The organism is Reticulibacter mediterranei, assembly GCF_016587455.1.
Map to the genome: position 1 here is coordinate 1,206,565 of NZ_BNJK01000001.1, position 25,888 is coordinate 1,232,452.

The 25,888-nt window shown below is 51.3% G+C and carries 24 protein-coding genes; 11 read left to right on the forward strand and 13 right to left on the reverse strand.

Going from position 1 to position 25,888, the window contains the following annotated elements; all coding sequences use genetic code 11:
* Nucleotides 1-76 precede the first annotated feature (76 nt).
* Complete coding sequence (locus K3T83_RS05360; RefSeq protein ID WP_220201944.1) at nucleotides 77-991, forward strand: helix-turn-helix domain-containing protein; 915 nt, start codon at nucleotides 77-79, stop codon at nucleotides 989-991.
* On the opposite strand, the gene dgoD is transcribed toward K3T83_RS05360, so the two are convergent.
* The gene (gene dgoD, locus K3T83_RS05365; RefSeq protein WP_220201945.1) at nucleotides 974-2,125 is read right to left on the reverse strand and encodes a galactonate dehydratase; all 1,152 of its coding nucleotides are present in this window, start codon (nucleotides 2,123-2,125) and stop codon (nucleotides 974-976) included. The genes K3T83_RS05360 and dgoD overlap by 18 nt on opposite strands.
* 84 nt (nucleotides 2,126-2,209) lie before the next feature.
* Complete coding sequence (locus tag K3T83_RS05370; protein ID WP_220201946.1) at nucleotides 2,210-2,821, reverse strand: hypothetical protein; 612 nt, start codon at nucleotides 2,819-2,821, stop codon at nucleotides 2,210-2,212.
* Nucleotides 2,822-3,125: 304 nt separating this feature from the next.
* Between K3T83_RS05370 and glnA the strand changes: the two genes are divergently transcribed.
* From glnA to K3T83_RS56150, 3 genes are all read left to right on the forward strand, one after another.
* On the forward strand, nucleotides 3,126-4,559 hold the full coding sequence (gene glnA, locus K3T83_RS05375) for a type I glutamate--ammonia ligase (RefSeq protein ID WP_220201947.1): 1,434 nt from the start codon (nucleotides 3,126-3,128) through the stop codon (nucleotides 4,557-4,559).
* A 323-nt stretch (nucleotides 4,560-4,882) separates the two neighbouring features.
* A complete protein-coding gene (moaA, locus tag K3T83_RS05380; protein ID WP_220201948.1) occupies nucleotides 4,883-5,878 on the forward strand; it encodes a GTP 3',8-cyclase MoaA in 996 nt (331 codons plus the stop codon).
* 229 nt (nucleotides 5,879-6,107) lie between these two features.
* A complete protein-coding gene (locus K3T83_RS56150) occupies nucleotides 6,108-6,314 on the forward strand; it encodes a helix-turn-helix domain-containing protein (RefSeq protein ID WP_236064825.1) in 207 nt (68 codons plus the stop codon).
* Between the two features lie 219 nt (nucleotides 6,315-6,533).
* Here the strand turns inward: K3T83_RS56150 and K3T83_RS05390 are convergent, their stop codons facing one another.
* Nucleotides 6,534-7,064 carry a GNAT family N-acetyltransferase gene (locus tag K3T83_RS05390; RefSeq protein WP_220201950.1) on the reverse strand — a complete coding sequence of 177 codons (531 nt, stop codon included), beginning with the start codon at nucleotides 7,062-7,064 and terminating at the stop codon, nucleotides 6,534-6,536.
* A gap of 131 nt (nucleotides 7,065-7,195) precedes the next feature.
* Here K3T83_RS05390 and K3T83_RS05395 point away from each other — a divergent pair, with 131 nt between their 5' ends.
* A complete protein-coding gene (locus tag K3T83_RS05395; RefSeq protein WP_220201951.1) occupies nucleotides 7,196-7,810 on the forward strand; it encodes a helix-turn-helix domain-containing protein in 615 nt (204 codons plus the stop codon).
* Nucleotides 7,811-7,825: 15 nt separating this feature from the next.
* A complete protein-coding gene (locus K3T83_RS05400; protein ID WP_220201952.1) occupies nucleotides 7,826-9,304 on the forward strand; it encodes a pyridoxal phosphate-dependent decarboxylase family protein in 1,479 nt (492 codons plus the stop codon).
* Between the two features lie 52 nt (nucleotides 9,305-9,356).
* Here the strand turns inward: K3T83_RS05400 and K3T83_RS05405 are convergent, their stop codons facing one another.
* The 6 genes from K3T83_RS05405 to K3T83_RS05430 form a co-directional block, all read right to left on the reverse strand.
* A complete protein-coding gene (locus K3T83_RS05405; protein WP_220201953.1) occupies nucleotides 9,357-10,802 on the reverse strand; it encodes a galactokinase in 1,446 nt (481 codons plus the stop codon).
* Nucleotides 10,789-11,859, reverse strand: coding sequence for an FIG domain-containing protein (locus tag K3T83_RS05410; protein WP_220201954.1), 1,071 nt, complete (start codon nucleotides 11,857-11,859; stop codon nucleotides 10,789-10,791). The genes K3T83_RS05405 and K3T83_RS05410 overlap by 14 nt, the downstream gene beginning before the upstream one ends.
* The gene (gene galT, locus K3T83_RS05415) at nucleotides 11,856-12,911 is read right to left on the reverse strand and encodes a galactose-1-phosphate uridylyltransferase (RefSeq protein ID WP_220201955.1); all 1,056 of its coding nucleotides are present in this window, start codon (nucleotides 12,909-12,911) and stop codon (nucleotides 11,856-11,858) included. The genes K3T83_RS05410 and galT overlap by 4 nt, the downstream gene beginning before the upstream one ends.
* A complete protein-coding gene (gene galE, locus K3T83_RS05420; RefSeq protein WP_220201956.1) occupies nucleotides 12,908-13,903 on the reverse strand; it encodes a UDP-glucose 4-epimerase GalE in 996 nt (331 codons plus the stop codon). Before galE ends, galT begins: the two co-directional genes overlap by 4 nt.
* A 269-nt stretch (nucleotides 13,904-14,172) precedes the next feature.
* Entirely contained in the window at nucleotides 14,173-14,976 is an 804-nt protein-coding gene (locus tag K3T83_RS05425) for a DeoR/GlpR family DNA-binding transcription regulator (protein ID WP_220201957.1), read from the reverse strand.
* 127 nt (nucleotides 14,977-15,103) lie between these two features.
* Nucleotides 15,104-16,285 carry an MFS transporter gene (locus K3T83_RS05430; protein WP_220201958.1) on the reverse strand — a complete coding sequence of 394 codons (1,182 nt, stop codon included), beginning with the start codon at nucleotides 16,283-16,285 and terminating at the stop codon, nucleotides 15,104-15,106.
* 125 nt (nucleotides 16,286-16,410) lie between these two features.
* Between K3T83_RS05430 and K3T83_RS05435 the strand changes: the two genes are divergently transcribed.
* Together K3T83_RS05435 and K3T83_RS05440 are read left to right on the forward strand one after the other, a co-directional pair.
* The gene (locus tag K3T83_RS05435; protein ID WP_220201959.1) at nucleotides 16,411-16,938 is read left to right on the forward strand and encodes an Lrp/AsnC family transcriptional regulator; all 528 of its coding nucleotides are present in this window, start codon (nucleotides 16,411-16,413) and stop codon (nucleotides 16,936-16,938) included.
* A gap of 226 nt (nucleotides 16,939-17,164) precedes the next feature.
* On the forward strand, nucleotides 17,165-18,172 hold the full coding sequence (locus K3T83_RS05440) for a LacI family DNA-binding transcriptional regulator (protein WP_220201960.1): 1,008 nt from the start codon (nucleotides 17,165-17,167) through the stop codon (nucleotides 18,170-18,172).
* Between the two features lie 417 nt (nucleotides 18,173-18,589).
* Here the strand turns inward: K3T83_RS05440 and K3T83_RS05445 are convergent, their stop codons facing one another.
* Nucleotides 18,590-19,054 (reverse strand): SRPBCC family protein, encoded by a 465-nt coding sequence (locus K3T83_RS05445; protein WP_220201961.1) that lies wholly within the window; start codon nucleotides 19,052-19,054, stop codon nucleotides 18,590-18,592.
* Between the two features lie 351 nt (nucleotides 19,055-19,405).
* Here K3T83_RS05445 and K3T83_RS05450 point away from each other — a divergent pair, with 351 nt between their 5' ends.
* A complete protein-coding gene (locus K3T83_RS05450) occupies nucleotides 19,406-19,966 on the forward strand; it encodes a shikimate kinase (RefSeq protein ID WP_220201962.1) in 561 nt (186 codons plus the stop codon).
* Nucleotides 19,967-20,025: 59 nt separating this feature from the next.
* On the opposite strand, the gene K3T83_RS05455 is transcribed toward K3T83_RS05450, so the two are convergent.
* Nucleotides 20,026-21,468, reverse strand: coding sequence for a heme-copper oxidase family protein (locus tag K3T83_RS05455; RefSeq protein ID WP_220201963.1), 1,443 nt, complete (start codon nucleotides 21,466-21,468; stop codon nucleotides 20,026-20,028).
* A 119-nt stretch (nucleotides 21,469-21,587) separates the two neighbouring features.
* The gene (locus K3T83_RS05460; protein ID WP_220201964.1) at nucleotides 21,588-22,259 is read right to left on the reverse strand and encodes a Crp/Fnr family transcriptional regulator; all 672 of its coding nucleotides are present in this window, start codon (nucleotides 22,257-22,259) and stop codon (nucleotides 21,588-21,590) included.
* A gap of 285 nt (nucleotides 22,260-22,544) precedes the next feature.
* Here K3T83_RS05460 and K3T83_RS05465 point away from each other — a divergent pair, with 285 nt between their 5' ends.
* Together K3T83_RS05465 and K3T83_RS05470 are read left to right on the forward strand one after the other, a co-directional pair.
* On the forward strand, nucleotides 22,545-22,799 hold the full coding sequence (locus tag K3T83_RS05465; protein ID WP_220201965.1) for a DUF2249 domain-containing protein: 255 nt from the start codon (nucleotides 22,545-22,547) through the stop codon (nucleotides 22,797-22,799).
* A gap of 30 nt (nucleotides 22,800-22,829) precedes the next feature.
* A complete protein-coding gene (locus tag K3T83_RS05470) occupies nucleotides 22,830-24,194 on the forward strand; it encodes a cbb3-type cytochrome c oxidase subunit I (protein WP_220201966.1) in 1,365 nt (454 codons plus the stop codon).
* Between the two features lie 77 nt (nucleotides 24,195-24,271).
* On the opposite strand, the gene K3T83_RS05475 is transcribed toward K3T83_RS05470, so the two are convergent.
* Complete coding sequence (locus K3T83_RS05475) at nucleotides 24,272-25,762, reverse strand: MDR family MFS transporter (RefSeq protein ID WP_236064826.1); 1,491 nt, start codon at nucleotides 25,760-25,762, stop codon at nucleotides 24,272-24,274.
* Between the last annotated feature and the right edge of the window lie 126 nt (nucleotides 25,763-25,888).

A 25,888-nucleotide genomic window follows, 5' to 3' on the forward strand; every position in this document is an offset into this window, starting at 1 on the left:
ACCGAACACATCTCTGTGCTGGTTCTCATGGTACATGGAATTTCGACCAAAAAGAATGGACAGGAGCGTCGGAAATTTGTACAATCTTGCTATGACGGTAGACACTTCCATTCCACCACCTGACATTCTCATTACAGGACACTTCAAAGAACACCCCGGGTACGCAGTCTATCGCGTGCGTGGCTCCGGCAACTGGCTGATTACCTGGACATTAGCAGGGCAGGGGATCTATCGGCAACCGGGGATAGAAATAGTGGCACAACCCGGCGATCTCGTGCTGTTACAACCGGGTGCATTGCACGATTATTCTGTTCCCCCTGATACCACCTGGGAGTTTCTCTGGGCACATTTTCAGCCTCGCCCAATGTGGCTCTCCTGGTGGCAATTGCCATCGGTCGGACAGGGGTTGTTCAAAATTCACGTTCAGACTGCTCAAATACAAGAACGTATCCAGAAAGCTTTTTTGCAGCTTCATACAGACGCCAGCGCAACCCCCATCGGCCACTACGAAGCAGCACAAGAACCGGCCAGCATCCTCCAAAGAGAGCTAGCGTTAAACAGCCTGGAAGAAATTCTTCTCTTAACCACCCGCGAATACGCCCCTGGATATCGCCGTCCAATCGACGAGCGTATCCAACTGGTGCTGGAGATCATACAACACGATTTTGCCACACAACACAGCCTGGAGACGCTGGCACAGACAGTCTCTCTTTCATCCTCACGTCTGTGCCATCTCTTCAAACAAGAAGTGGGCGATTCCATCAATAACGTGCTGATCAGCATGCGTCTGGCACGCGCTGCCCGCCTGCTGGAATTCACGACGGAGAGCGTCCACCATATTGCAGAACAGGTCGGTTTTAGCTCGGCTTTTTATTTCAGCCGTCAATTTCATCAGCGCTTCGGCATGAGTCCACGCGCATATCGAGACGTATTGACGACACGAACCGTCAACCAACCTACACTATCCGATGAATCACCATTCGGCCACTGACCCATCAACATTGCGCCAGACAGGATTATGCCACTGATGGCCGATCTGCGCTGCCGCTCGCACTTTTGCCTCATCAATCTCAATACCCAATCCTGGACCGGTCAATCGATCAACAAACCCATCCTGATAGCGAAAGACCGCCGGATCAACGAGATAATCGAGCAATGCAGTTGATCCCTGATGATAGTGTATTTCTAGAGATTGCTCCTGAATAAAGGCGTTTGGAGTACAAAAATCTAGCTGCAAGGATGAGGCCAGCGTAATCGGACCCAACGGACAGTGAGGGGCAACAGCGACATCAAATGCTTCGGCCATTGCTGCAATCTTACGTGCCTCCCAGATCCCTCCGGTATGGCTCAAGTCGGGCTGAACAATATCCACAACGCCATTCTTCAATACCTCTTTGAAGGCCCAACGGGTGAACATGCGCTCTCCGGTCGCAATTGGGATAGTGGTATGGCGGGCAAGCTCCACCAGAGCGTCATTATTTTCAGGCAACACTGGCTCTTCAATAAATAAGGGTTTCAACGGCTCCAGCTCTTTCATCAGTGCTTTTGCCATCGCACGATGAACACGCCCATGAAAATCAATCCCGATGCCAACATCGTAGCCTACCGCCTCACGCGCCGCCGCCAGCCTCTCCGCAGCACGTTGCACCTTCGCAGCCGAATCGATCCACTCCATCTCTTCCGTCGCATTCATTTTCAAAGCGGTGTAGCCAGCAGCAACGCGCTCTTTCGCAGCTTCAGCAATATTCTCTGGCTTATCGCCACCAATCCAGGAGTAGACACGTACCTTCTCGCGAACAGCTCCCCCCAACAACTCATGCACAGGAACTCCCAGATGCTTGCCTTTAATGTCCCAAAGCGCCTGATCAATCCCTGAAATTGCGCTTGAAAGAACAGGGCCACCCCGATAGAATCCTCCACGATAGAGAACCTGCCAGATATCCTCAATGCGCGCAGGATCTTTGCCAAGCAGATAATCGCTCATCTCCTCAACAGCAGTCTGCACCGTCGCGGCGCGTCCCTCAACAACTGGCTCGCCCCAACCAACAATGCCGCTATCGGTCGTTATCTTGAGAAAAAGCCAGCGGGGGGGCACCTGAAATAGCTCCATACGATCAATTTTCATCAGGTCGCTTCATCAACTTTCTAGATTTACTGTCACCCACCACTTTGACGCGAGAAATACAGCGCAGCCCTTTCTTCCTGCAATCTACTGTGGTGTCGCTGAATAGGAAACAATGAGAGCTTGTGCCTCGGTGCGTACCCGGATAGCACAATAGGTAAAACCAGCAGGCAATGCACTATTTGATTGCGATAATTGCTGATTGATCTGGTTCTCGAACGAAGCAGCAATATTTGTGACGGGAACACCCTGCAAATCAGCATGTAAGACATGCATACGCATTGCACAATTGCTCACTACTGGTTGCAGTACCAGCGTAAATTGCTTGGTAGTACTGATACCCAGCACGCTCATCTGATCATCGGCGGTCACGGTGATCGAGTCCTGCTGCATTTTGGTAATTTGAATGTTGCTGACAGTACCGGGGACACCAGTAAAATCGGCTTTTTTCTGAATAAGCTGAGTAAGAAATGTTTTGCTCAATTGTACAACCACTGCCTCCTTGCCTGATGATGGCGAGGACGAGAGGGTTGGCCTGTCTCCTCCGCCGAGCAGGAAAATCAATAGGAAAGGAACAGCGCCCACAATAATCCCCAGCACCAGAGCAGCACCGATATAACCCCAGGGGCGTCGTACTGATCGAGCGGGTGAGGGGGATGGTGTCCACTGTCTGGGGAATGTTTGATTGGGTGAATCCATGCCTTCTCCTCTAGCTCAGTTTCGTTTCATATTACACCCCACAATCACATGAACGCAAGTATTCATGCGTATCTACATTACAATTTGTGCAATATGCACAAAATTAAGCCGAGAGTTTTCAGACAAAGTATCTGTAGCATCTGTACAATGACAGTCTTATCATAAGTTAAGATTTAATAACTCAGCGATAGGCTGAGTTACACACAGATATTATGCACAATCACTAATTGCACTGATTTGGGCAATGCAGGCCGACTATTCCGGCAATGGCGCAAGGAAGACGTTAAGAGGAGAATTACAGCACATGACCCCAGAGGAAGTAATTAAGTTTGCCAAAGAAAATGGCGTCAAGATGGTAGACGTGAAGTTTACCGATCTGCCCGGAAGCTGGCAGCACTTCAGCATTCCTGCCCATGAATTGAGCGAGGATATCTTCGTTGAAGGTCTGCCATTCGATGGTTCCAGCATCCGAGGCTTCCAGGCCATCAACGAAAGCGACATGCTGGTGATCCCTGATGCTTCAACAGCCATCCTAGACCCATTCACCGCTGTTCCTACCCTCAGTCTGGTTTGTAGCATTGCCCATCCTCGCTCGAAAGAACCTTATAGCCGCGATCCACGTTACATCGCTCAGAAGGCTGAAAGCTACTTGCGCAGCAGCGGCATTGCAGACACTGCTTTCTTTGGTCCTGAAGCTGAGTTCTACATCTTCGATCAGGTGCGTTACGCTTCCACCGACAACAAACAGTATGCTGAAGTTGATTCGGAGGAAGCTCACTGGAATAGTGGCAATGCGACCTACCACAACGGTTCTCGCAGCCTCGGCCATCTCATGAACGTCAAAGGCGGCTACTTCCCTGTCGCCCCGAACGATACCTATCAGGATCTTCGCACTGAAATGGTTCTGAAGATGGAAGAGTTGGGGATTCAGGTTGAGACCCAGCACCACGAGGTCGGTGCTCCCGGTCAGGCCGAAATCGACATCCGTTTCAACACCTTGCTCAAGACGGCCGATGCCATCCAGCTCTACAAGTATATCGTGAAAAATACAGCACGCAAGTATGGCAAGTCGGTCACATTCATGCCAAAACCAATCTTTGGCGACAACGGTTCTGGTATGCACACACACCAGAGCTTGTGGAAAGACGAGAAGCCACTCTTCTTTGACGCCGATGGATATGCAGGCCTGTCACAGACCGCTCGCTACTACGTTGGTGGTATTCTGACCCACGCCCCGGCTCTCCTGGCAATTGCAGCCCCTAGCACCAATAGCTACAAACGCCTGGTGCCTGGCTTCGAGGCTCCTGTCAACCTCGTCTTCTCACAGGGCAACCGCAGTGCCGCCGTCCGTATTCCGATTAGCGACAATCCTAAAGCGAAACGTATCGAGTTCCGCCCGCCCGATCCTACCGCCAACCCATACCTGCTCTTCTCGGCCCTCTTGATGGCTGGCCTCGATGGTATCCGCCGCGAGATCGATCCGGGCGACTATGGCTTTGGCCCGGTGGACCGCGATCTGTACAGCATGACCCCAGAAGAGTTGAGCGAGATCAGCTCGGTCCCTGGCTCCCTCGATGAGTCGCTCAAAGCGTTGGAGAACGATCATGCCTTCCTGCTTGAAGGTGGCGTCTTCACAAGCGACCTGTTGGAGAAATACATCGAGTTCAAACGTGAGCAGTCAGACGTAGTTCGCCTGCGCCCCGTTCCCATCGAGTTCTCCCTCTACTATGATGCGTAATCGCTAAAGCAAACAGCTCAGACGGAAAATCCGGCCTCTCCGTTGTTTTCTAACAGAGAGGCCGGATTTTTTATCACCCCTTTTGATCTTCGTCTATCTTATGTCGCCTGCAAAAATGAAAATGTTGAACAGCGATAAATCTTTTGGTCCAAAAAGAATCTCGTTATACATCTCCATTGAGAAAAGAACCTGTGCTACTTGCAACAACATGTCGTGTTAACATCCGTATACAAAACACAAGACAAGCATTATAGAAATGTGCTATAGTTAACCATATTGGCAATCATTGTCTTTTCTCATTCATTCAGACGGAGCGCGCAACTATGGAACCACTTGTAGATAGCTATGGGCGACGCATCAAAAGCTTGCGTATCTCTATCACCGATAAATGTAACTTCCGTTGTACGTACTGTATGCCAGCGGAGGGACTTCCCTGGCTCAAAAAGGCTGAAATTTTGACGTATGAGGAGATTACGCGCATCAGTCGCATCGCCGTCAATATCGGTATCGAGCAAATTCGTCTTACCGGGGGCGAGCCATTAGTCCGACGCGATGTACCTGAGCTTGTCTGCCAACTACGCCAGATCGAAGGCTTGCGCAGTTTGAGTCTTACTACCAATGGTATTCTGTTAAAGCAGCAAGCAAAAGCGCTGGCCGAAGCAGGGCTGACACGTATTAACGTCAGCCTGGATTCCCTTGACCACGAAAAATTTCGCCAGTTGACGCGCCGCGACCAGCTTGATGGCGTCCTTGCGGGCCTCGCCGAACTGGAAAAGCATCCCTCCATCCATCCCATCAAAATCAACGCCGTTGCTATACGTGGCTTCAGTGAAGATGAAGTGCCGATCTTTGCTCGTCTGGCCCGCAACAAAGCCTATGTCGTGCGTTGGATCGAATTTATGCCCCTTGATGCCGACCAGATCTGGCGGAAAGAGGATATTCTCACCGGTGGCGAAATCAAAGCGATTATTGAGGCACACTACGGCCCATTGACACAGATTACAACTGGCGATCCATCCGAAACTGCCCGTCGTTACACATTTAGTGATGGTGTTGGTGAAGTCGGTTTTATCAATCCTGTGAGCGAACCATTTTGTTCTACATGTGATCGTATTCGCATCACGGCAGATGGACAATTGCGCACCTGTCTTTTCGCAACGGAAGAAACCGATCTCCGCTCAGTTATCCGCTCAGAAGCAACCGACGAAGAGATCGCTCAGGTCATTCGTCAGGCCGTCTGGCACAAAGAATTGAAACATTATATTGGAGACAAGCGCTTCAAACGTGCCAATCGTAGTATGTCCCGAATTGGAGGCTAGATAGAGCTTATCTCGCCGCCAGCACTGGCGCTAGCCAGAGGAATAACGGAAACTTCCATTGTCAGTGTAGTAACGAAGCATGGAAGTAATGTTACTGATAAAGCGTTATATCCGTTCTTCTAATCATGTAGAGATTTTATCAGCAGCCAGGGATATACTCTATGTAGTATCATCCCAGGGCTACACATGTACATGGTCTATTGTAGCAGCAGACCAGAAAGAGGACTCTGTGGTACACGAAGATGCGGATCTACTTACAGTGCGAGAAGTAGCCAGACGATTGCGTGTAGACGATACGACGGTTCGACGCTGGATTAAGCTGGGAGTACTTGAAGCCATTACGTTACCTCATCGCGGTACGCGACAGGCTTATCGCATCCGTCGTTCAACCCTCGAATCGCTACTGGCTCAGTCACCAGAGCCTGTTGGATCGTAAGCTGACTGTCAGATGATTCACAATCTGTTTGATAGTAGTGTCAACACTGCTATCTGCCATCCCAACAGGGTGCTTCATTCGTCGTCATCTATTCCTATCGCTTCTTTCGTCGTATGAAAGAAAATGAACAGGCTTCTTTTCCATGATGCATTCCCGGTTGCATACTTCTCCTGGGGAGGTGTCTCATCTACAGACCCCAGGAGCAGTTGCCCGTCTCGATCATAGCTCTCGTCGATACAACCGCGTTCCCTCTCCTACCACCTCATCCGTTGGCTGCATCTCATACTTTGTAGCCAGCCGAGCCGCACCAGGATCAGATGTGGGAAATAGAGTCTCAAAGTAGATAGCGACCCCCTCCTGCTCGGCTTCAAACTCAAAATCAGACGCCAGCAGCCGTGCTCGATTCAATGCGCCAACCAGCAACGTACGACCTGCATTTTGTCGCCGATGCTGGGGATGAACGGCACCCTGGCACAAAAAATGATAGCCGCTCTGATCGCGCTGCAATTGCACAACGGTATAGCCCGCCACTTCCCCTTCCAGGCCATCCAGCGTGCCTGCCTGCCCCCAGGGATTCAATTCATCATCGTCGTCGGTCACAACAAATGCATTAACTTCCGCCTCCGACTCCTGGAGCCAGTTTGCTATATCAACTTCACTTCTCGCCGCCGTACCATCCTCTCTCGCGGCTGCATGCTGTATCTGTACGATAGATGGGAGATATTCTGGTCGATAGTTTCTTATCCGCATACCCTGATGCCATCCTTCACGGGAAAAGTTGCTTTCATTATACCTGCCATCGTCTCTCCACGCCACTTTCGATCTACGCCCCTTGCCTTTATCCTCTATAGCGTATATAATCCTCTATAGAGGATAAAACAATGGAACAACAACCGACATCCGCACGCTTCTCCAATGGCCTCGATATGACAGGCTTAGGAAAGCAAATTCGCATGCGGCGGCTCCAACGCCATCTTTCTCTCGATACGCTTTCGGCCCAATCTGGCGTCAGTCGCAGCATGCTCTCTGATATCGAACTTGGCAACAAAGTTCCCTCCGTCCTGGTTCTCGACCATATCGCAACGGCGTTAGGCACAAGCATTGCTCGCCTCCTGGGTAAAGAGCAAACAGCAAATATTATCGTCTTACGCCGTGCCGAACAGGATATCGCTCAAGATGCCTCCGGCTGGGAGCGCCGCATCCTTTCGCCCGTCTTGCCAGGAGTTGAGTTTGAATTTATGCGCACCACCATTTCATCAGGGGCGGATGCGGGGACGTTCAGCCCTCATGCTAGTGGCTCACGTGAATATGTTGCCATCGAGCAGGGAACGCTGCAACTCACACTGAATGGAGAGATCTATCTACTCCATTCAGGCGACAGTATTTATTATGCCGGAGACTGTCATCACGCTTTCACCAATCCAGGAGACACTCCCTGCGTTTTTTACCTGGTTATGGACGTGACCGCACATGAGCAGCAACCCCATCATTTCTAAGCGAGGTATACCACAATGTCTCATCAGATTGATCTCACCTTCTCGGATGACCCGGAAAGATTTCGACGCCTGGGCTACCTCGCCGTCGATCTGGCAACCGACTATCTCTCTCACATCAGAAAGCAACCAGTATTTCATCCTATGACGCCTCCCGAACGTCAGGAGTTGTTAGAGGAGAAACTGACCGAAGAAGGAATAGCCCCGGAAGAGTTGCTGGCAGACATCCGCGATCACATTTTCACGCACCCGATGGGCAACGGACACCCACGCTTCTTTGGCTGGGTAAACTCTCCCCCCGCATCGCTCGGCATCCTGGCTGATTTGCTGGCAGCGACGCTCAATCCAAGCTGCGCCGGTGGCGATCATGCCGCGATCTACCTTGAACATTGCGTTGTCCGCTGGCTCATGGAGCTACTCGACTTTCCAAGCGAACACAGCACCGGGCTACTTGTCAGCGGAGGCTCTATGGCCTCGTTAACCTGCCTGACCGCTGCACGTTATTGGGTTGCTAAAAAAGAGGGCTGGAATATTCGCAAACAGGGTTTAAATCCCCAACATCCGCAACTCATGTTGTACACCTCTCAGGAAGGTCACAGCTGCATCCATAAAACTGTGGAACTGCTTGGGCTGGGCAGCGATGCCATACACATCGTTCCAACAGATAACGATTTTCGGATCAATATCCAGGCACTACGAGAAGCTATTCGGGCTGATCGCGAGGCGGGACGACGCCCTTTCTGCATTGTTGCCAGCGCTGGTACGGTGAATACGGGTGCGATTGATCCTCTGAATACTCTGGCGGACATCTGCGCTGAAGAGGATCTCTGGCTGCATGTTGATGGTGCCTATGGAGCTGTTGGCAAACTTGATCCCGCTGCCGCGCCATTATTTGCGGGTCTGAAACGTGTCCATTCGCTGGCCATTGATCCACACAAATGGCTCTCTGTTCCGGTTGAGTGCGGATGCGCTCTCGTTTATAACAAACAATTATTGCGCGAAACGTTCAGTCTGGTTCCCGCCTATCTTCAGGTGGAAGAAGGCAAAGGCTTTGCCGGTCTGCCCTGGTTCTCAGAGTATGGCTTCCAACAGACACGCGGCTTCCGGGCGCTCAAGCTCTGGATAGTTCTGCAATCGATGGGACGCCAGGGACTCGCCCAACGCATTAGTCGCCACAACACACTTGCCCAACATCTGGCCTCACTTATCGATACAGAACCAGATTTTGAGCGTGTGGCTCCCGTCTCCCTCTCGATTGTTTGTTTCCGTTATGTTCCGTCCCAACTGCACGGCAATGAGCCAGCAATCGAACAGCTCAATCGCGCCATCGTCCCGGCAATTCAAGCAAGCGGAGAAGCGTTTCTCACCGGTACAGAACTTCGCGATCAATTCGCGTTGCGCGCCTGCATCCTGCACGATGCGACAACTGAAGCAGACATAGCCGCGCTCATCGAGATCATACGGCGTATAGGTGAGACAATAACGAGACAAGCATAAAAATCAAATAATATGAGGAGCAATAGCAGTTGTTGCTCCTCGTAATTATTCACTATTCGGCGAGAAGTTGATGATATCCCCATGCCACAGCACCAGGCGAAGAACCGCTCAGAACCTCTGCCGCTAACCCGGTCTCTTGCTCATAGCTGGCTGCAATCGCTTTAATCTGCTCATGAGAGCCACGTCGGGCCAGCACCGCCACCGTACCACCACAGCCACCACCGGTGATCTTAGCCCCATATAAACCAGCAGCAGGGCCAGACTGACGAACCAGTTCCACCAATCTATCGGTCCCTGTAGAGCCAAGTCCACAGGCGCTGTAGCTGACATGCGATTGATACATCAATTCTCCCAGCAGGATAAGGCTCTCCTCACTGACAAGTTGTTGCTGCAAGAGGGCGCGAAATAGTTGTACACGATGATGCTCATAAATAGGGTGTGCTGTGGGCTGACGAACCGCATAGATATGTTCGGGATCAATCGTCGTCACAGTATCCGTCGAGCCTGTATAGCGCTCTAAAAACGCAGCCCCACTCATGGTTAGCGGCACCTGTTCGCGATAAGCCGTCTCCCACAATGATGGCGCAATATTTGCCAGATAGCCATGCCAGAGAGGATCAACAATGCTGACTTTATGATCGTGCAAGGGCTGCATATCAAGCCCGGCCAGTTCCGCAAGAATGCGATAGCCCATAAACGCACCGACGCGCACCGAGCCATAATCCGCACCACTCACGGCATGACGAATACCGGAATCAATGCCCCACACCTCGACCTCATCTGGCAAAGTAACCGCCTCCTGCAATTCGGCAGGTTGGCATAGCAGCGCCAGCAAGCTCTGTTGCTCACCGCAGGCCGAGGTCATTTGGTCCATCACGCCACAGGGAGCACCAACTATCAGATTCTCAGTTCGCTGACACAACAGCGCCAGTTGCCGTCCCTCCGGGCGCAAAGCATACAAACCACAGAGCGCCTGCATCGTAGCAACTTCCAGAGCTGCCGACGAGCTTACCCCTTTTCCAGCTGGCACAGCCGAATGGACAAAGATGCGTAGTCCCCGCTCTAGAGGGACATTATACTCTTGCTGCAACATGACCACAACACCCACAACATATGCGGCCCATGCCTGCCGGGGATCAGCAGTGAGCAACGCATGCGCAGTGGCATATTCTAGCGGTCGATTATCAGCCTGTAAGCTGGCAAGTGGGATTGTGACTAATGGCTCCCCTGTCACGGCATCAATACCTGGACTGAGCAGCATTACAGTAGCATCCTGCGTCGGCTGCACTGCTACCCAGGTGGCAACGCCAAGTGGTAACTCTAACACCAACGCCCCAGAATAATCGGCAATGCCGCCCATCAAGTCCAGTCGGCCAGGTGCGCGAGCAAGCCAGAGAGGAGCATCGCCCTCAAAAAACTGAGCGTGACTGTTGAGTACGGCCAGAAAATCCCTTGCATCTGGTTGTCCCTCCAATGAGGGATCATCAAAACGCCACATCGCGCTCTCTTCCTGTTTCTACGCCCTGCTGTTGCTCCGGGCGCCCTATCAGACCTTTCTCCTGTATGATTGCCGTCAATATTGGTGCCACCTGATCATGAATCTGCTGGTTAGCATATCCTATCCAGGTCATTCCGGTCGTGACATCTAATGGTGCCGAAAGCTGTTTACCAGCTTCGTCCGTTACAATAACTCCCGCTTCACGAGCAATCAGCTCGGTACACAGATCATAGGGGTGACAGCACAGGCTGAGTTCTTCCCCATGTAAGCGCAATTGATTATCGATCAATGGCCGCAAATCGGCGATCCAACGATCATGGCCCATGAGCAGTTCATAGAGTTGTCCACCGGTTGCCAGATATTGATCCTCGAAAGCGCGTGCCTTGCCCGGCTCATTCTTGCCCAGGATCTTCTCCACCACCTCATCGTCAATAGCAGCCAGCATCGCTCGACCTCCGGGGAAGAAGCGCGAGATGCCACCATAGCCATATGCAATGGTATTGGCATGCGAAGGGCGCGGACTGAGTGATTGGCGCTCGCCCGTATGACGGTTCACGCGCTCCCCACCAACTTCCTGACCACGAATAGCCCAGAAACTATCACACAAGTCCTGCTTCACTACCGGGATTTCCGTCTGCAACGCCAGCTCAATTGCATCGAGTCTGGTATCTGGTCCCAGATTTGGCGCAACGCCGGTCAATATCCAGGCCGAGCGTTTCTGATACATGATCCCACGGGTCCCATCAATCGGATCGATAATGATGCGCAACTCCGCTTTGTCAGGATCGGTCCCTCGTGGGAATGTGACCTGACCATCTTCACCCAATCCCTCGGCGATTAAAACGAACGACCTGCTGCGACCCAGCACCTCAAACTGTTCAATCAACGCCTCTTCCGAGACACGATCAAGCGCGAAGATCGTATCACCAGCCTGTACGCCAACGATAGCCGACAACTGCTCAACAGCCTGCTGTTCACAGCTTGCCACCACCCTGGCACGAATGGCCTCGTGAATAGCTCGCAATTGTCCCAGCAGTTCTTGCGCCTGGTAAATCATTTTTCTCCTCTCAATTCTCGATAGTGCGTCGTTGGCACCGCCAACAATTCGGCAGCTTTGGCCTCTGGAGCAGTATCACTCAGAAAATTTCCGCCCCCTATTTCGGGACCGGCCAGATACTTGAGCACGTTGGGACGCCGGAACGGTGGGTAGAAAGAGATGAAGAAGTGGAAAGAGCGATAATCGCCATCATCGGTAGGTGCTTGATACAACGGCATGACATAAGGAAATGACATCTGCCACAGATTATCAAAGCGCACAGTCACGTTTTTCAGCGCACGTGCCAGAGCAGCCGCCTCCTCATCCCGCAGATCAAAAATGTGCGCAACTGGTCTCTTGGGAGCCACATACACTTCATAGGCGTAGCGCGCAAAATACGGCACAAAAGCAATGGCAAACTCGTCTTCATAGAGAATACGCCGTCCATCTTGCTGTTCGGCTTTAATAATATCCTCAAAAAGCAAATTTCCTGTATTTGCCAGATAGCGCTGCGACGCCTGAAGTTGCTGCTCAACCAGTTTAAAGACAAAGTTTGTTGCATAGATCTGGCCGTGCGGATGCGGATTAGAGACCCCCACGACATCGCCTTTGTTCTCAAAACACAAAACGTGTTTCACCCCTGGCTTATTGCCAAGATCATAGGTCTGCTGCTGCCAGACCTGTACCACCTCAGTAATCGCCTCTGTCGGCATCTCAGCAAGAGTCAGATTATGGAAAGGGCTATAACAGATGACGCGTGCGTAGCCCTTCGCCTCACGCAGACGATACGGCTCTGGTGGGATGCTGAGATTCTCTGGCGCATCCTGACCAACGCTGGGATGATCGTTATCGAATACATACGTCTGCTCATAGAGCGGATTGACTGCCCCGCTCACACGATGATTGCCCGGACACAGGTAGCAATCCGCAACATAGGGCGGAGCAGGCTCGGGTGCTGACTCGACGGTCGCTCCGATCCAGGGGCGATTCTGGCGGTGGGCCGCAACTATCACCCATTCCTCGCGTAAAGGGTGCCATCGCTCTTCCCAGATTCCTTGTTGTGAGTTACTCATGCCTCCCCCTCTGTCTTGTAACCGTCTGGATGCGTGCTATGCCACTTCCAGGCAGTACGCAGAATGGTATCCAATGAGTATTGTGCCTTCCACCCAAGCTCACGTTCCGCCTTGCTGCAATCCGCCCAGACAGCCGCCGGATCGCCCGGACGACGTGGACCATATTCAACAGCAAAATCTACACCGCTGATCTCTTTCGTTGCGGTAATAACCTCCTGGACAGAATGACCAACGCCCGTTCCCAGATTATAAGCGGTGCTCTGGTTGGTACTGATGATCTGCTCAAGTGCCTTGATATGGGCCACCGCCAGGTCTACCACATGAATATAGTCGCGTACTGCCGTGCCATCAGGTGTTGCATAGTCAGTGCCAAAGACGGTGATCGAAGGAGCCTTGCCCAGAGCCGCTTTCATCACAATTGGAATGAGGTTATATGTACGTGTCCAATCTTCTCCAATGGTATTATCTAACGAGGCTCCCGATGCATTAAAATAACGCAGAGCACTGTATTTGATCCCCAGCGTCTTATCGTACCATTTCAGCAACGTCTCTCCTATCAGCTTCGTTTCCCCATACACGCTCTCGGGCGAACGCGGAGCATCTTCAGTCACCGGAAGCTGTTGAGGATTGCCAAAGATAGAACAACTGGAGGAAAAAACGATGTGACGCACGTTATGACGTGCCATCGTATCAAGCAATGAGACGGTCCCACCAACATTTGTACGGAAGTACTTGGTCGGCTCACTCATCGACTCTCCAGGTGCTTTGTAAGCCGCAAAGTGAATGACTGCTTCTGGTTTCTCCTGCTCAAACAGACGATCCAACAAAGCGTCATCAGTGATACTTCCGGTGTAAAAGGTTGCCCCCTTCACAGCTTGCCGATTCCCGCGTTCCAGCGTATCCAATACAGCGACTTCATGGTTCCGGCCTGTTAGCTCACGAATCATGTGAGAGCCAATATACCCGGCTCCTCCCGTTACAAGAACTTTCATAGCGCCAATCCTTCTCTGCAATACAATATTTCTTTCCCACTTTTCGGTTCCCTATTATAAGTATAGTGCGCGAATCATTCAAAGTCAATGCCCATATGAGCACTTATTTTGCACGAACACGCAAACAAGCAGAGATGCACTGTTTAACACAGGTATAAAATGATAGAAGAGTAGAAAGTGTGATACAACAGTGAATGTATAAGCGCTTCCCTGGGTTTTCAGATATGATCTCCATAGACTGACGGAGAATGCACGCAGTCAAATAAGCATCAGGCGAGGCACACATCGATGCCAAGCTCTTTCAGCCCTGAAAGCATCGCGGGAGGAGCTTCATGGTCCGTGATGAGAGTATGCAGTGAGGTGATAGGAGCAATGGTATGGAGCGCCACGCGTCCCAGTTTCGTATGATCGACCAGCGCGATAGTGCGTTGCGCACGCTGCATAGTGAGCTTGTGAGTCAATGCCTCAAGTTGGTTCGGCCCGGTCAGCCCATATTCAGGACTCAACCCGGTGACGCCAATAAATGCCTTTGCCACATACATCTGATTGAGGCTCTGCTCCGCGAGAGGACCAACCAGCGCAAAAAAGTCGGGCAGCAACAAGCCACCGGTTAAGGTGAGAGTTATTCCCTGAACACCCGTCAATTCCATTGCAATATTCACGGCATTTGTGACAACTGTCAGGGGCTGGATTTGCGCATGACGAATCGCACGCGCAAGGTGAGTGGTGGTGGTCCCTGGTGAGATTGCAATGGTATCGCCTGGATGAATGAAGCGCAGCGCCGCCAGCGAGATCTGGGTTTTCTCTTCGATCTGTTTGCTCATATTTTCTTGAAACGTCAGACCATACGCATAGGCGCTATATGCCAGCATATCCACCGGCACAGCTCCACCATGCACGCGACGTAACAGGTTTTGTTGCTCCAGTCGTTCCAGGTCGCGCCGTATCGTTGAAGCATTCACGTAGAGTTGTTGACTCAGTTGCTCAGCATCAACACGCCCATGCAGCAGAAGTTCTTGCAAAATGAACTCTGCTCGCTTTGCACTATCAACTCGCTTCACTTCGTTTGTCATGCGCCCTCTCGCAATATATAAGGTAGTGGGTGTCGCCATTATATGGCGCATGACCTTACAAAGTCAAGGTAGCAGAGAAAGATACTCATTGCGCACGCCACCAATCAATATCCGCACACAAACATCTTCACTTCTTCTGCCGCGCAATCGCGACAACACATAACGCAACTAGCATACTTGCCGCTCCTATCCAGGCCAACTGCGGGACCGCAAAGAAGCGGAGAGCAAAACCACCCACAGCAGCTCCGCCAGCAATCCCTAGATAAAGGGCCGAGTTATTCAGCGCAAGAATCACATTTGCATGTTCTGGCGCGATATTCAACAAGCGCTGCTGCTGCGGAATAAAAAGCAGGGCAAAACTCATTCCCCAGAGCAGGAGTATGATAACTCCACCAATCATCGTGGTTGCAACCAGAGGAAGAGCGCACTGTATCCCTATCAATATGACCAGAAAGGTAGCCACCAGTCGATGCGGGCGAAAACGTGATGCTAGCGAACCGCTCACCCAGTTGGCGAGTACTATTCCCAGACCGAAGCAGGCAAGCAAAACGCTCACATCCGAGATGTGGATCTTCTGTTGTAGCAGCAAAGCGATATAGGGATACATCACATAGACGCCCACATTCCACAGAAAAGCCGGCAAGAGGGCCTGCAATACGCGTGGATGAGTCACCGGCCCGAGGCGCTCTCGCAACGAGAGAGAAACAGGTGTGGCAGATTTAGGGAGTTTGCCGATCATGAGGAAGAGACACGCAATGCCAGCCAGTGCCGCAACCAGGGTAAAGGAGAGTCGCCAACCAAACTGCTCACCAATCCAGGTGCCAAGCGGCGCACCAAGCACCGTTGCAATATTTAATCCGCTCACGACCAGGGCCAGAGCGTAGCTCCGTTTGGTAGGAGGAGCCAGATCAATACCGATTGCAAAGGCGAGAGGGGTATACATGGCGGCAAAACAACCGGCCAGGATACGGGTAAGCAAGAGGAAGGGAAAAGAAGGCGCAAGAGCCGAAGCGAGATTGGCAAGACATAGCAGGCCAAGCGCTCCCATTAAGACGCGATGACGCGGCCAGCGACCGATCAAGGCAGCAAGAATGGGCGCACCCAATCCATACGTCAACGAGAAAACGGTAACTAACTGACCCACCAGTCCCTCAGTTACCCCGGTCTCTTGCGCAATCACCGGAAGAACTCCCGCTACAATAAACGCATCCGTTCCCAGCGCAAACATACCCAGGGCAAGCAAGATAATGCGCGGATTCATACGCTCTTGCCCTGCTACGATTGGACGAGCTCGAGTTATTTGTCTCATAGAAAAAACTTCTTTCCCTCTCGTAAAAGCTGGTTTGATCATAGCAGTGAGAATTACACATGAGGAATAGCAAACGAAAAGAGATATGCTATACTTGCTTTTAAAAAGGAAGGTATTTCCAGGAGATGGCTTTGCAGTCAGAGAGAAACCTCGATCAAACCGATTGGAAGATTTTGCGCGAACTGCAAGCAGAGGCTCGCATCTCTTATAATGAGCTGGGAAGACGTGTAGGTCTATCGGCACCAGCGGCTGCGGAACGGGTCCGCAAAATGGAAGACGCGGGCATCATCACCAGTTATGGCGCGCAGGTGGACCCTACAAAAATTGGTTTGCCTTTGCTGGTCTTTATTCAACTGCGTTGTGCTCCTGGCAAATGCCTGTTTAAAACTAGTAGTGCCGAGAAGTTTCCAGAGATACTGGAAATGCACAAACTCAGTGGGAGTCACTGCGCATTGCTCAAAGTTGCGCTCACTTCGATGGAGCATCTGGAGGCATTTCATGAGCGGTTAGACGCTCACGGAGAGCAGACGACCAGTATAGTCACATCCAATCTTTTCACTCAACATATTATTGATTGGGAACATCCAGAGGTCAATCTGCGCCCTTCTACTCAGCCAGGATGGGATAAGCGGGACAAGCAGGATAAACATTAAACCCGGCTATTCTTCTTTTTCTATAAAGCAGGATAAAGTTGACACAGCGAACAGCGCATAAATGTAACTTAATAGACTCAATCAATTCATTATCATCTACCTCATGCATTCTCTTGACCCTGAACACTAAATCAGGTATATTTATTTTCGAGTTTAGCGCTAAATGAGCCTCTCATGCGAGAACGCAAGAGGCTCAGACCAGATCAGATGGGCAAGGGAAGGCTCTATGGTAACATTACAAGATATTGCTCTGGCAGTAGGTGTCACTCCCACAACTGTTGCCAACGCCCTCAAAGGGCGAGGCAATGTGAGTGAAGCAACCCGCCAACGTATCCTCAAATGTGCGGAGGAGTTGAGATACCGTCCGAACATGCTGGCGCGTAGTCTCGCGCAAGGAAAAACCTATACACTCGGCTTTCTTCTCCCTACCATCGCCAATCCGTTTTATCCTGAGATCGCTGAGGCCGTTGAGCGCACGGCCAACCAGCACGGCTACCAGATGCTCCTCTGTAACACACTCTACGATTCCGCGCTTGGACAGCAACACCTTGATCGCCTGATCAGCCGTTGGATCGATGGCGTCATCATTATGGGGTCCAGCATGGACATCAGCGCCGCCTCTATGCCCTTTCAACAAGGACTCCCCACTGTTCTCTGTGATTGGCAAGAGGACGAGGTGGTAGGCAATTTTCCGCAGGTCAGCGTCGATTTTCGTACCGCTGGCCGCATAGCAGCACAACATCTGCTAGACCTGGGGCATCACCATCTCGCGATTATTGTTGACGAACCCCAACAGACGCTCCGTCTGGAAGGTTTCTGCTCAGCCCTACAAACTGCCGGACTTCCTCTTGCGACCGAAATGATCGAGCAGGGGCATTCAACACTGGAAAGCGGCTACGCAGCCGCGCAACGGCTCCTCGCATTGCCGACACGCCCTACCGCTATCTTCGCAACTACCGATTGGATGGCTCTGGGTACTATAGAGGCCACTCTAGACGCCGGGCTACAGGTTCCACAGGACCTTTCTGTGATTGGGCTGGACGATATTGCCATCTCCGCCCACATTCGCCCTCCACTCACTACCGTCGCCGTCCCTAAATTCCAGCTAGCAAAAGAAGCAACCGAACTCCTATTTGGCCTGATCGACGAGACGCCCGATCTTCCGTTGTCGCGCTTGATCGAACCAACACTCGTCATTCGTCGCTCCACAACGGCACACACTACAGACGACTAATCATATACATAAGCATCAATCCATGCTACAATCAAAGAGCGGCGAATACTTCATTTCATTCTCAAGCCAACGTTCCTTCGAGGAAGAGTTATAAACCATCATACCAGTCCATTCACGACCACATTACTATTGACCTTTGAAAAGATTGCTCGGATCAATCCCGACACTCTTGAACTGCTTAGCTTTTTCGCCTTTCTGCGTCCCGATGCCCTCCCCGACGAAATGCTCTTGCACAGTGCCACTGCGCTCAGCATAAGAAGTTTGTACGGATATAAAATAATAGAGAGAAGGCTTGCAATTAATAGTTGTAATGACGAAATATGAGCAATCTGTAACCACGAGAGAACATCAACAGCAGGGTTTCTCAAGAGTTCTCCTAGCACCTGCGGTGCCAGGAGAAAAATTGGCAGATCAGTCTTAACCTAAATCCTTTCCCTGTGCGGGGTATCCTTTTCCTGTGGTAATGAGGTCGTGTAAACTCTCGACGATCAAAGAGTCCCAGGAGCCTGAACAGTTATTGTAACACGCAAAGGTAGGAACCAGGCCAACATGCGTAAAAAGGAGTTCAGTTTTGCCGTCCTTCCTGGTAATCTCAAAGACAATATGCGTATCTGTCCACTCGTCTTTATCTTTGACGAAGTTAAGCTGACTATCCAGGACGTGCCAGGCAACCTTTTTCTCTGGCACCAATTCAGTGATCTTCTGCGTGCTGTAATGTATATCCTTGTAGCGGTATGTAAACTCCGCACCGAGTTTGTCAGTACTCCCGTTTATTTCTCCTGACCACCAACCGCGAACATTGTTCACAGCTGCAAAAACTTCTGCGGGAGATTGGTCTACAAGAAAAGAAGCGGTGTAATATTGCTGATCAAGGGTGTTCATCGTTATTTCCTTTTTACTTGTTTTTTCGAGCAATAGTGCTCACAGGAAAGAACATATTTTCTTTCTATCCGAAGCATACCTTTGTACAGAGAGATCATCTATGTCAGGTCATCTTAGGTTGTTGTCTGATCGTCTCAAAACAGGCCATCTATTCACCCTTCGGCCTTTCCCTTCCGACGCGAAAAAGCCAGTAGAAACGCTTTCAAATGAAGCGTCCAGAGAAAAACGAGCGCTCCCTGACTGAATAGCAACCACCCTGGTCACTTTCTTGACACATCTATCTGACATCACTATAATCTAGGCACCCCGCTCTTTCATGAAGGGCATAGATTCGTAATAGCGAGGCAAGGTATGCAAGACACTGGCTCTCAAGTTGTAGATGTGCAAAGGATATTCCTAACGGGCCTGCCCGGTTCAGGGAAAACGACGATTGGTCATCGTATCGCTGATCTGTTAGGGTGGAACTTTGTTGATACCGATGATATCATTGCAGAACGCATGGGAATGGCAACGGGAAAGGTATTGACCGAATATGGGGAAACACGCTTTCGGCACATCGAGTCAGAAATCCTCCACGAGCTGGCGAACAATGGACGCGTCGTTATTTCAACTGGCGGGGGAACAGTGATCTCTGAAGCCAATCGCAAATTCATGCGCGAACATGGATTGACCGTGTATTTACAAACCAGTGTTGCGGCTTCGTGGAAGCGCATGCAAGAAAGTAGTGCACCTATTGATCGTCCCTTGATTGCCGGGGGGGACGGATTGCAGCGCTTGCACAATCTATACGCCACACGTCACCAATGGTACGAAGAGGCCATCATTCACATCGACACCGAAGAATGCGCAGAAACAGAGCTGGCAAGCCGTCTCATCGAACTGGCCCTTGCTCGCGGCTACCTGTTGCGGTGACAACAATAAAGTATCAGTTTGTATCCCTGTATCCAAATGGTGGCATTGTTACCCACTATCTATTTCCCCGCTATATCACCTGAAGAAGAGCGTAATGCCGGCCAGAGATTAATAGCCAGACAGAGAGCCAGAGCTAAACCACAAGGACCGGAGAGGCTGAACAGGAATGTCTCAATAGCAAAGCCTTGCGTAATAACAAACAGTGGTGCAAGCAGGAGAGAACCAACCCGCAACAATGTAGCAATATTGCCAAGCCAGAGCGTTGCGCTCACCAGCCGAGGCGAAAGCATCTTGCCACCAGAAAAACTGGGCAGCATACGTGGAGCGATGCCACAGATCAAAAGCGCGATAAAGCCAAGAGCGAAACAGTGACGAATAGCATCAAAGGAGACAAGTTCGCTGCCCGTTATCAGTATACTCGCCCCATCGATGAGCAAAAGCAGCGCACCCAGCAAGGCCCAGAGATAGGCGCTTGCCACCAATCCCACAAAGGGACCGTAATCTGTCTGCTCTTTTTTTATCTGGTGTTGATAGCTCCGGGTCAGCGCTGCTGGTTCTGGCGATAGTTTCGCTACTCTCTGTGGGATGCGTCCACGCCTGCGCATCAATGCCAGAAAGATGCCAATAAACACCATCACGACTGCCCCTATCAGTATGGAGCCAATTCCCATGCTGATGCTTGCCCAGGAGCTCTCTATCGTGCCAGTTCCCATCAACACCAGTCCTGCAAAATAGGCACCAGCCAGAGGCCAGAGAATGCGACGCGGGAAACCATCCAGGCCAGCATACATCGGGAGTGACCGAGCCGACATTGCCAGCGCGACAGGCACCAGAAAACCGAACAAGCCTAGTGTTACATTCAGCATATCGCCCGTATTCATCACCAACCCACCATTCCCCGCCTGTATAACATTCACCAGATTGATGATACTGGCAAGGCCCAGCGCACAAAACGCACCCACAAGAAACGGAAAGACGCTCCAATAGGCGAGACGCGTCGTTGGGCGCGGTCCACGCGTAGCGGTCAGTACCAGCGACCACACGATCAGCGCCAAGGCTCCCATCTCTAAAATGCCGCTACCGACCAGCCCTACACGCCATATAGTTGCCGGATATACTGTGAGCAGAGGCTGACAGAAGGCACGTAAGATCATGCTCACGCTTATACTAACCAGCATCCAGGGGATCAAGCGCGCAGCTACGAGAGGCGTTCCGCGCAAACGTGGCAGGAAATGCAACGCCACTCCCAGCACAAACAGTCCCGCCCACCCATAGAGCTGGAGATGCCCATGTGCCTGTGCTAGCGCTGCCCACCATGTTCCTAATGACACAGGCAAAATGCGCGTTATAGTCAACACCGTTGCCAGCAGAAAGCCACCACAAATGCCCAATAATAATGCGGCCTTCAGCACCGGAGCAACATGCGAAAACGGCTCCTGTTTAGGTGGCTCATTCGATGGCGGCATTGGAGGTCCACTTCTTTTGAGGATTGTCATATGCATCTTTGATTATTCCTTTTTGGGATAGAGTATAGAACGATCCTCTACTCCTCTGCTGTGATAAAAGTCGCACGCTCACCCTGCATTCTCTAGAGCGTAGGGCGCGGTGATGGATGATATACCTATTCTGAAGCGAGCAACTGAAGACGCTCGCGATTCACCACCACAGCGCGCCCCTGATGCATCTCAATAGCTCCAGTTCCCTCCAACTCTTTCAGCGAACGTCCTACCACCTCACGGGCAGTACCAGCCAGCGCAGCCATCTCTTGCTGGGTGAGATGATACGTATTTCGAGATTGCGAGGCCGCTTTCTCCTGATCAAGGAGAATCTTCGCCACGCGCGCCGTGACATGACGCAGAGAAAGATCCTCCACCAGTGCCACCAGATGGCGCAAGGCACCTGTGAGCGTACGTACCACAGCTTCAGCTACCTCTGGCCGCATCATAATCAAATCGCGCAGATCGGTACGTCGTATCACATACACAACGCTCGGCTCCAGTGCTGCGGCGCTTGCAGGATTTGGGCCACCATCCAGAGCTGGCACATCGTTGAAGGTGCGACCCGGCACTATCAGAGTGAGCACCTGCTCTTTGCCGCTCGGAGAAGTTTTGAAGATCTTGACCAATCCTGAATGCACATAATGCAATGCTCCTCCCAGATCTCCCTCCAGTAAAATGATATCTCCACGCTCATAGCGTCTCTCCTGTGTCATCAATGCAACCTGCGCCAGATCCTCCTGCCCAAGTTGCTTAAAAAGTGGAATGTGACGCAGAGCTTCAACATCTATAGGCATAAACTTCCTTCTTTCCACCAGGCTGTACTTTTCTGCATACGATAGAACATAGCAAAACGCGGACACCGCCGTCAATCTCACAGCATTTATCACTAAAATGTGCAATAGGGCAAACGGCCCAGAATAAAAAACATATACGGCAAACGAGATTGCGACTTTTATCGCTGTCATGCTCCCACTCTCTGATCTATATTTGCACTATCAACAAATTGCCCTCTACGACAATAACATAACGAGATAGCAATACGAACAGTGCAGATAGTAACTATATAAGGAGGAAAGACAGTGACAGAACAAGCAGTACTCTGGCAAACAGGGGCAGAGCAAGTTCTTGACGTACGACCAGAGCTGGAAAGCGGTGGAGAGCCATTTGTACGCATTATGGAAGCAGCCGCCACTATTCCAGGCGGCAAGACGCTGGTAATCATTGCGCCATTTGAGCCTGTTCCACTATATGAAGTGTTGAAAACACGAGGCTTCACACACGAAACAGTCAAGGTTGCAGACGACGAGTGGGTAGTACGTTTTGTCCGCCAGTGATTTTGCAGCAGGAAAGGAGATTGGACTATCATGAGTATGTTAAAGCCTGATCCACCCATGAGTTCTTTCTCAATCAAAAGCGGCCCTCCTATCTCGACCACCGGAATGCCAGGGGGCATACTGGCAAGCAGCCGCGCCCTACCGCTTTCTATCCCGCTGCCTTTTCTGCTCACTGGAATATGTGCAGCGGCGCTTTTCGGCCTGCTGCTGCCACTGTTTCTACCAGAAACGATGATTGCCCCAGGCTTCCCCCATGTGCTGGCAACGGTACATATCGCGACACTCGGATGGCTGACAATGATGATTATGGGGGCATCATTTCAGCTTATCCCTGTTATCACTGTCTCCTCGTTGCATGGCGCGCGCTTTATACGCTGGCAATACCCGCTCTATATCAGCGGCGTTACCTTGCTCATAAGCGGGTTCTGGTGGATGCAGACCTGGTTGCTGATTGCTGGCGGGAGTCTGGTGGTGCTGGCAGTTATTCACTATAGCATAATAGTAGGAAGAAGTCTTGCGCAAGCCGAAACACGTCCTTTAGCCGTGCGCTATCTGGTAGCGTCGGTCGTAGCATTGTGCCTTGTCGTCAGTCTGGGCCTGACAATGGCGCTCAGCTGGCAGTTTGGTTTCCTCGGCGCGGCACTTCAACAAGTATTCCTGGCTCACCTGGTTCTGGGTATAGTTGGCTGGCTCAGCAATACCTTGATAGGAATATCCTATACCCTTGTGCGCATGTTTGCCCTGGTACACGGACATAGCGATTGGTTGGGTCGTTTTCTCTTCATCCTCTTAAATACAGGTATCGGGATACTGGCGCTCGGCTTTATCGTCTCCTGGTTCCCTCTGCTCATAGGAGGAGGAATAGCGCTGATAGGAGCCGCCTGGATCTTCGCGTACGATTTCTGGCGCATGTTGCGTGTTCGTCGTCGTAAAATCCTTGACGTAACCCAATATCACAGCATTGCCGCAGCCGTGTACTTCGTCCTGCTGATACCAGTTGGAATAGCTGTCGCACTCACGGGATGGCAACCACCAGCGATACTCGCGGCACTGGGATTGGCCGCGCTGGTGGGCTGGCTGGGGCAAAGCACAGTAGGATATCTGTATAAAATTGTTCCGTTCCTCATCTGGCAAACCCGCTACGGGCCACTTGTGGGCTATCAGAAAGTTCCTTTGATGCGCGACTTGATTCATGAAAGCTGGGCATGGGGAAGCTGGTGGCTCATCAATGTTGGGTTAGTATGTACGCTCATCTCGCTTGTTTTGGGCTGGATGCTGCCTGCTCAGATCACAAGCGGATTGTTAGGGATAGGTTTTATCCTTGCAGCAGTCAATATATTCGGGGTCACACGCCATCTTTCCATTCACACAATCGCCGAGAACGCACAGGCTTGACTATCGATCCTGATCCGTCAGTAGCCACATAATAACATGTCTCGTGTGGTGCCGCACGAGACATGTTATTATGTGTATTATATGTTGTTGTCTACGCTCAACACCTGCTCAGCGAGAGCCTCTGGCTCGACCGCCTTGATTTTACGGCGCATAGTAGATGCGGCATCGCTATCGCGCACGGTCAGAGCAAAGATGGCAGAGATCGCTACAAGCATAGCAGAGGACACAAACGCGAAATGATAGGCAGCCAGATTGGGTACGGTGGTTCCCGCCACATCGATTTGCGTCATCCCTATCCCACTCATCACAGTGCTAATAAAAGCAACACCCAGAGATGCCCCTATCTGTCGCTGCGCATTGAAGAGTGCCGACGCCTGACCGGTCTCTGCTGACGAGATGGTTGCAAACGCAGCTGCCTGCACAGAGGTAAATGAGAAGGCCATTCCTACTCCAACAAGCAACATCAATAAACGCATCAACCAGAGCGATGTCTCCTGCCCAATTGAGGTCATCAGTGTCATGACAATGGCAACACCAGCCATCCCGCCAAAGATAAGGCGGCGTGGACCCACATTGGGGTAGAGACGGGCCGCGATCTGAGTACCGATCAGAACGCCAACCGCTTCAGGAAACGTTGTCAGACCAGAAGTCAGCGCTGTAACACCGCGCGCCTCTTGTAGAAACAACGGGGCAGCATAGAGCAAACCAAGAAAGCCCGCCCCGGAAAACAGCGAGATCAAATTACCGGTCCGAAACACCCGGTTACGATACAAACGCAGGTCAAGCATTGGATGGGACGAGCGTAATTCGACAAACACAAATACAACGATGATGATAAGGCCAATAATCCCACTGCTGAGAATACCAACAGATGTCCAGCCGTAGCTCGGCCCCTCGCTCAAAGCATACATAGCCAGGGCAAGTCCAACACCAGCCAGCAAGAATCCAGCCAGATCGAAAGAGCCGCTCGAAGGCTCGTGATGTTCCTCCAGGAAGAAAAGGCCAAACAGAAAAACGGCGATACCAATTGGCACATTGACATAAAATACCCAGTGCCATGAGAGCTTGTCTACAAGCAAACCTCCAATGACCGGCCCCGACGCTGGCGCAAGCACAGTGGGAATGGTCAGGATACGCGAAACCTGGACACGTTCCACCGGTGGAAAGGTGCGATACAGGATAGCAGTTCCTACCGGCGTCAAGGCACCACCACCAATACCTTGCAAGACGCGGAACCCGATGAGCATAGGCAAACTCGTTGCAATTCCACAAAGAGCAGATGCAACGGTAAAAAGCACCAACGCTCCCAGAAACACTCTCTTAGTCCCCAGGCGATCACCGAGCCAGCCCGAAGCGGGAATGATCACAGCAAGGCTCACAAGATAGCCAACCACGATTGCATCGATAGAGGTTCCTGCCGCGTTGAACTGGCGGCTCAACGCGGGCAAGGCTACCGTTACAATCGTTCCATCCATAATGGACATAAACATGGATGCAACGAAAACAACACTGACGCTGACTTTTGGATTGATGTAAGGACGATGCATATAGGCAAGCTCCGATGACATGACAACGATTCGTTTGCTTCTTAAAAGAAACCACAGTGCTATTGTTCACATAATCACATGGAGATAAAGTAAAGCAAACACTTTTCTAGAGCTTCTATTATAATACGTCAATCTGATCAAATCAAA

Coding starts and splice junctions, on each gene's coding strand:
- dgoD (WP_220201945.1), bottom strand. CDS start 2,125: ATGAAAATTGATCGTATGGAGCTATTTCAGGTGCCCCCCCGCTGGCTT.
- K3T83_RS05370 (WP_220201946.1), bottom strand. CDS start 2,821: ATGGATTCACCCAATCAAACATTCCCCAGACAGTGGACACCATCCCCC.
- glnA (WP_220201947.1), top strand. CDS start 3,126: ATGACCCCAGAGGAAGTAATTAAGTTTGCCAAAGAAAATGGCGTCAAG.
- moaA (WP_220201948.1), top strand. CDS start 4,883: ATGGAACCACTTGTAGATAGCTATGGGCGACGCATCAAAAGCTTGCGT.
- K3T83_RS05390 (WP_220201950.1), bottom strand. CDS start 7,064: ATGCGGATAAGAAACTATCGACCAGAATATCTCCCATCTATCGTACAG.
- K3T83_RS05395 (WP_220201951.1), top strand. CDS start 7,196: ATGGAACAACAACCGACATCCGCACGCTTCTCCAATGGCCTCGATATG.
- K3T83_RS05400 (WP_220201952.1), top strand. CDS start 7,826: ATGTCTCATCAGATTGATCTCACCTTCTCGGATGACCCGGAAAGATTT.
- K3T83_RS05405 (WP_220201953.1), bottom strand. CDS start 10,802: ATGTGGCGTTTTGATGATCCCTCATTGGAGGGACAACCAGATGCAAGG.
- K3T83_RS05410 (WP_220201954.1), bottom strand. CDS start 11,859: ATGATTTACCAGGCGCAAGAACTGCTGGGACAATTGCGAGCTATTCAC.
- galT (WP_220201955.1), bottom strand. CDS start 12,911: ATGAGTAACTCACAACAAGGAATCTGGGAAGAGCGATGGCACCCTTTA.
- galE (WP_220201956.1), bottom strand. CDS start 13,903: ATGAAAGTTCTTGTAACGGGAGGAGCCGGGTATATTGGCTCTCACATG.
- K3T83_RS05425 (WP_220201957.1), bottom strand. CDS start 14,976: ATGACAAACGAAGTGAAGCGAGTTGATAGTGCAAAGCGAGCAGAGTTC.
- K3T83_RS05430 (WP_220201958.1), bottom strand. CDS start 16,285: ATGAGACAAATAACTCGAGCTCGTCCAATCGTAGCAGGGCAAGAGCGT.
- K3T83_RS05435 (WP_220201959.1), top strand. CDS start 16,411: ATGGCTTTGCAGTCAGAGAGAAACCTCGATCAAACCGATTGGAAGATT.
- K3T83_RS05440 (WP_220201960.1), top strand. CDS start 17,165: ATGGTAACATTACAAGATATTGCTCTGGCAGTAGGTGTCACTCCCACA.
- K3T83_RS05445 (WP_220201961.1), bottom strand. CDS start 19,054: ATGAACACCCTTGATCAGCAATATTACACCGCTTCTTTTCTTGTAGAC.
- K3T83_RS05450 (WP_220201962.1), top strand. CDS start 19,406: ATGCAAGACACTGGCTCTCAAGTTGTAGATGTGCAAAGGATATTCCTA.
- K3T83_RS05455 (WP_220201963.1), bottom strand. CDS start 21,468: ATGCATATGACAATCCTCAAAAGAAGTGGACCTCCAATGCCGCCATCG.
- K3T83_RS05460 (WP_220201964.1), bottom strand. CDS start 22,259: ATGCCTATAGATGTTGAAGCTCTGCGTCACATTCCACTTTTTAAGCAA.
- K3T83_RS05470 (WP_220201966.1), top strand. CDS start 22,830: ATGAGTATGTTAAAGCCTGATCCACCCATGAGTTCTTTCTCAATCAAA.
- K3T83_RS05475 (WP_236064826.1), bottom strand. CDS start 25,762: ATGTCATCGGAGCTTGCCTATATGCATCGTCCTTACATCAATCCAAAA.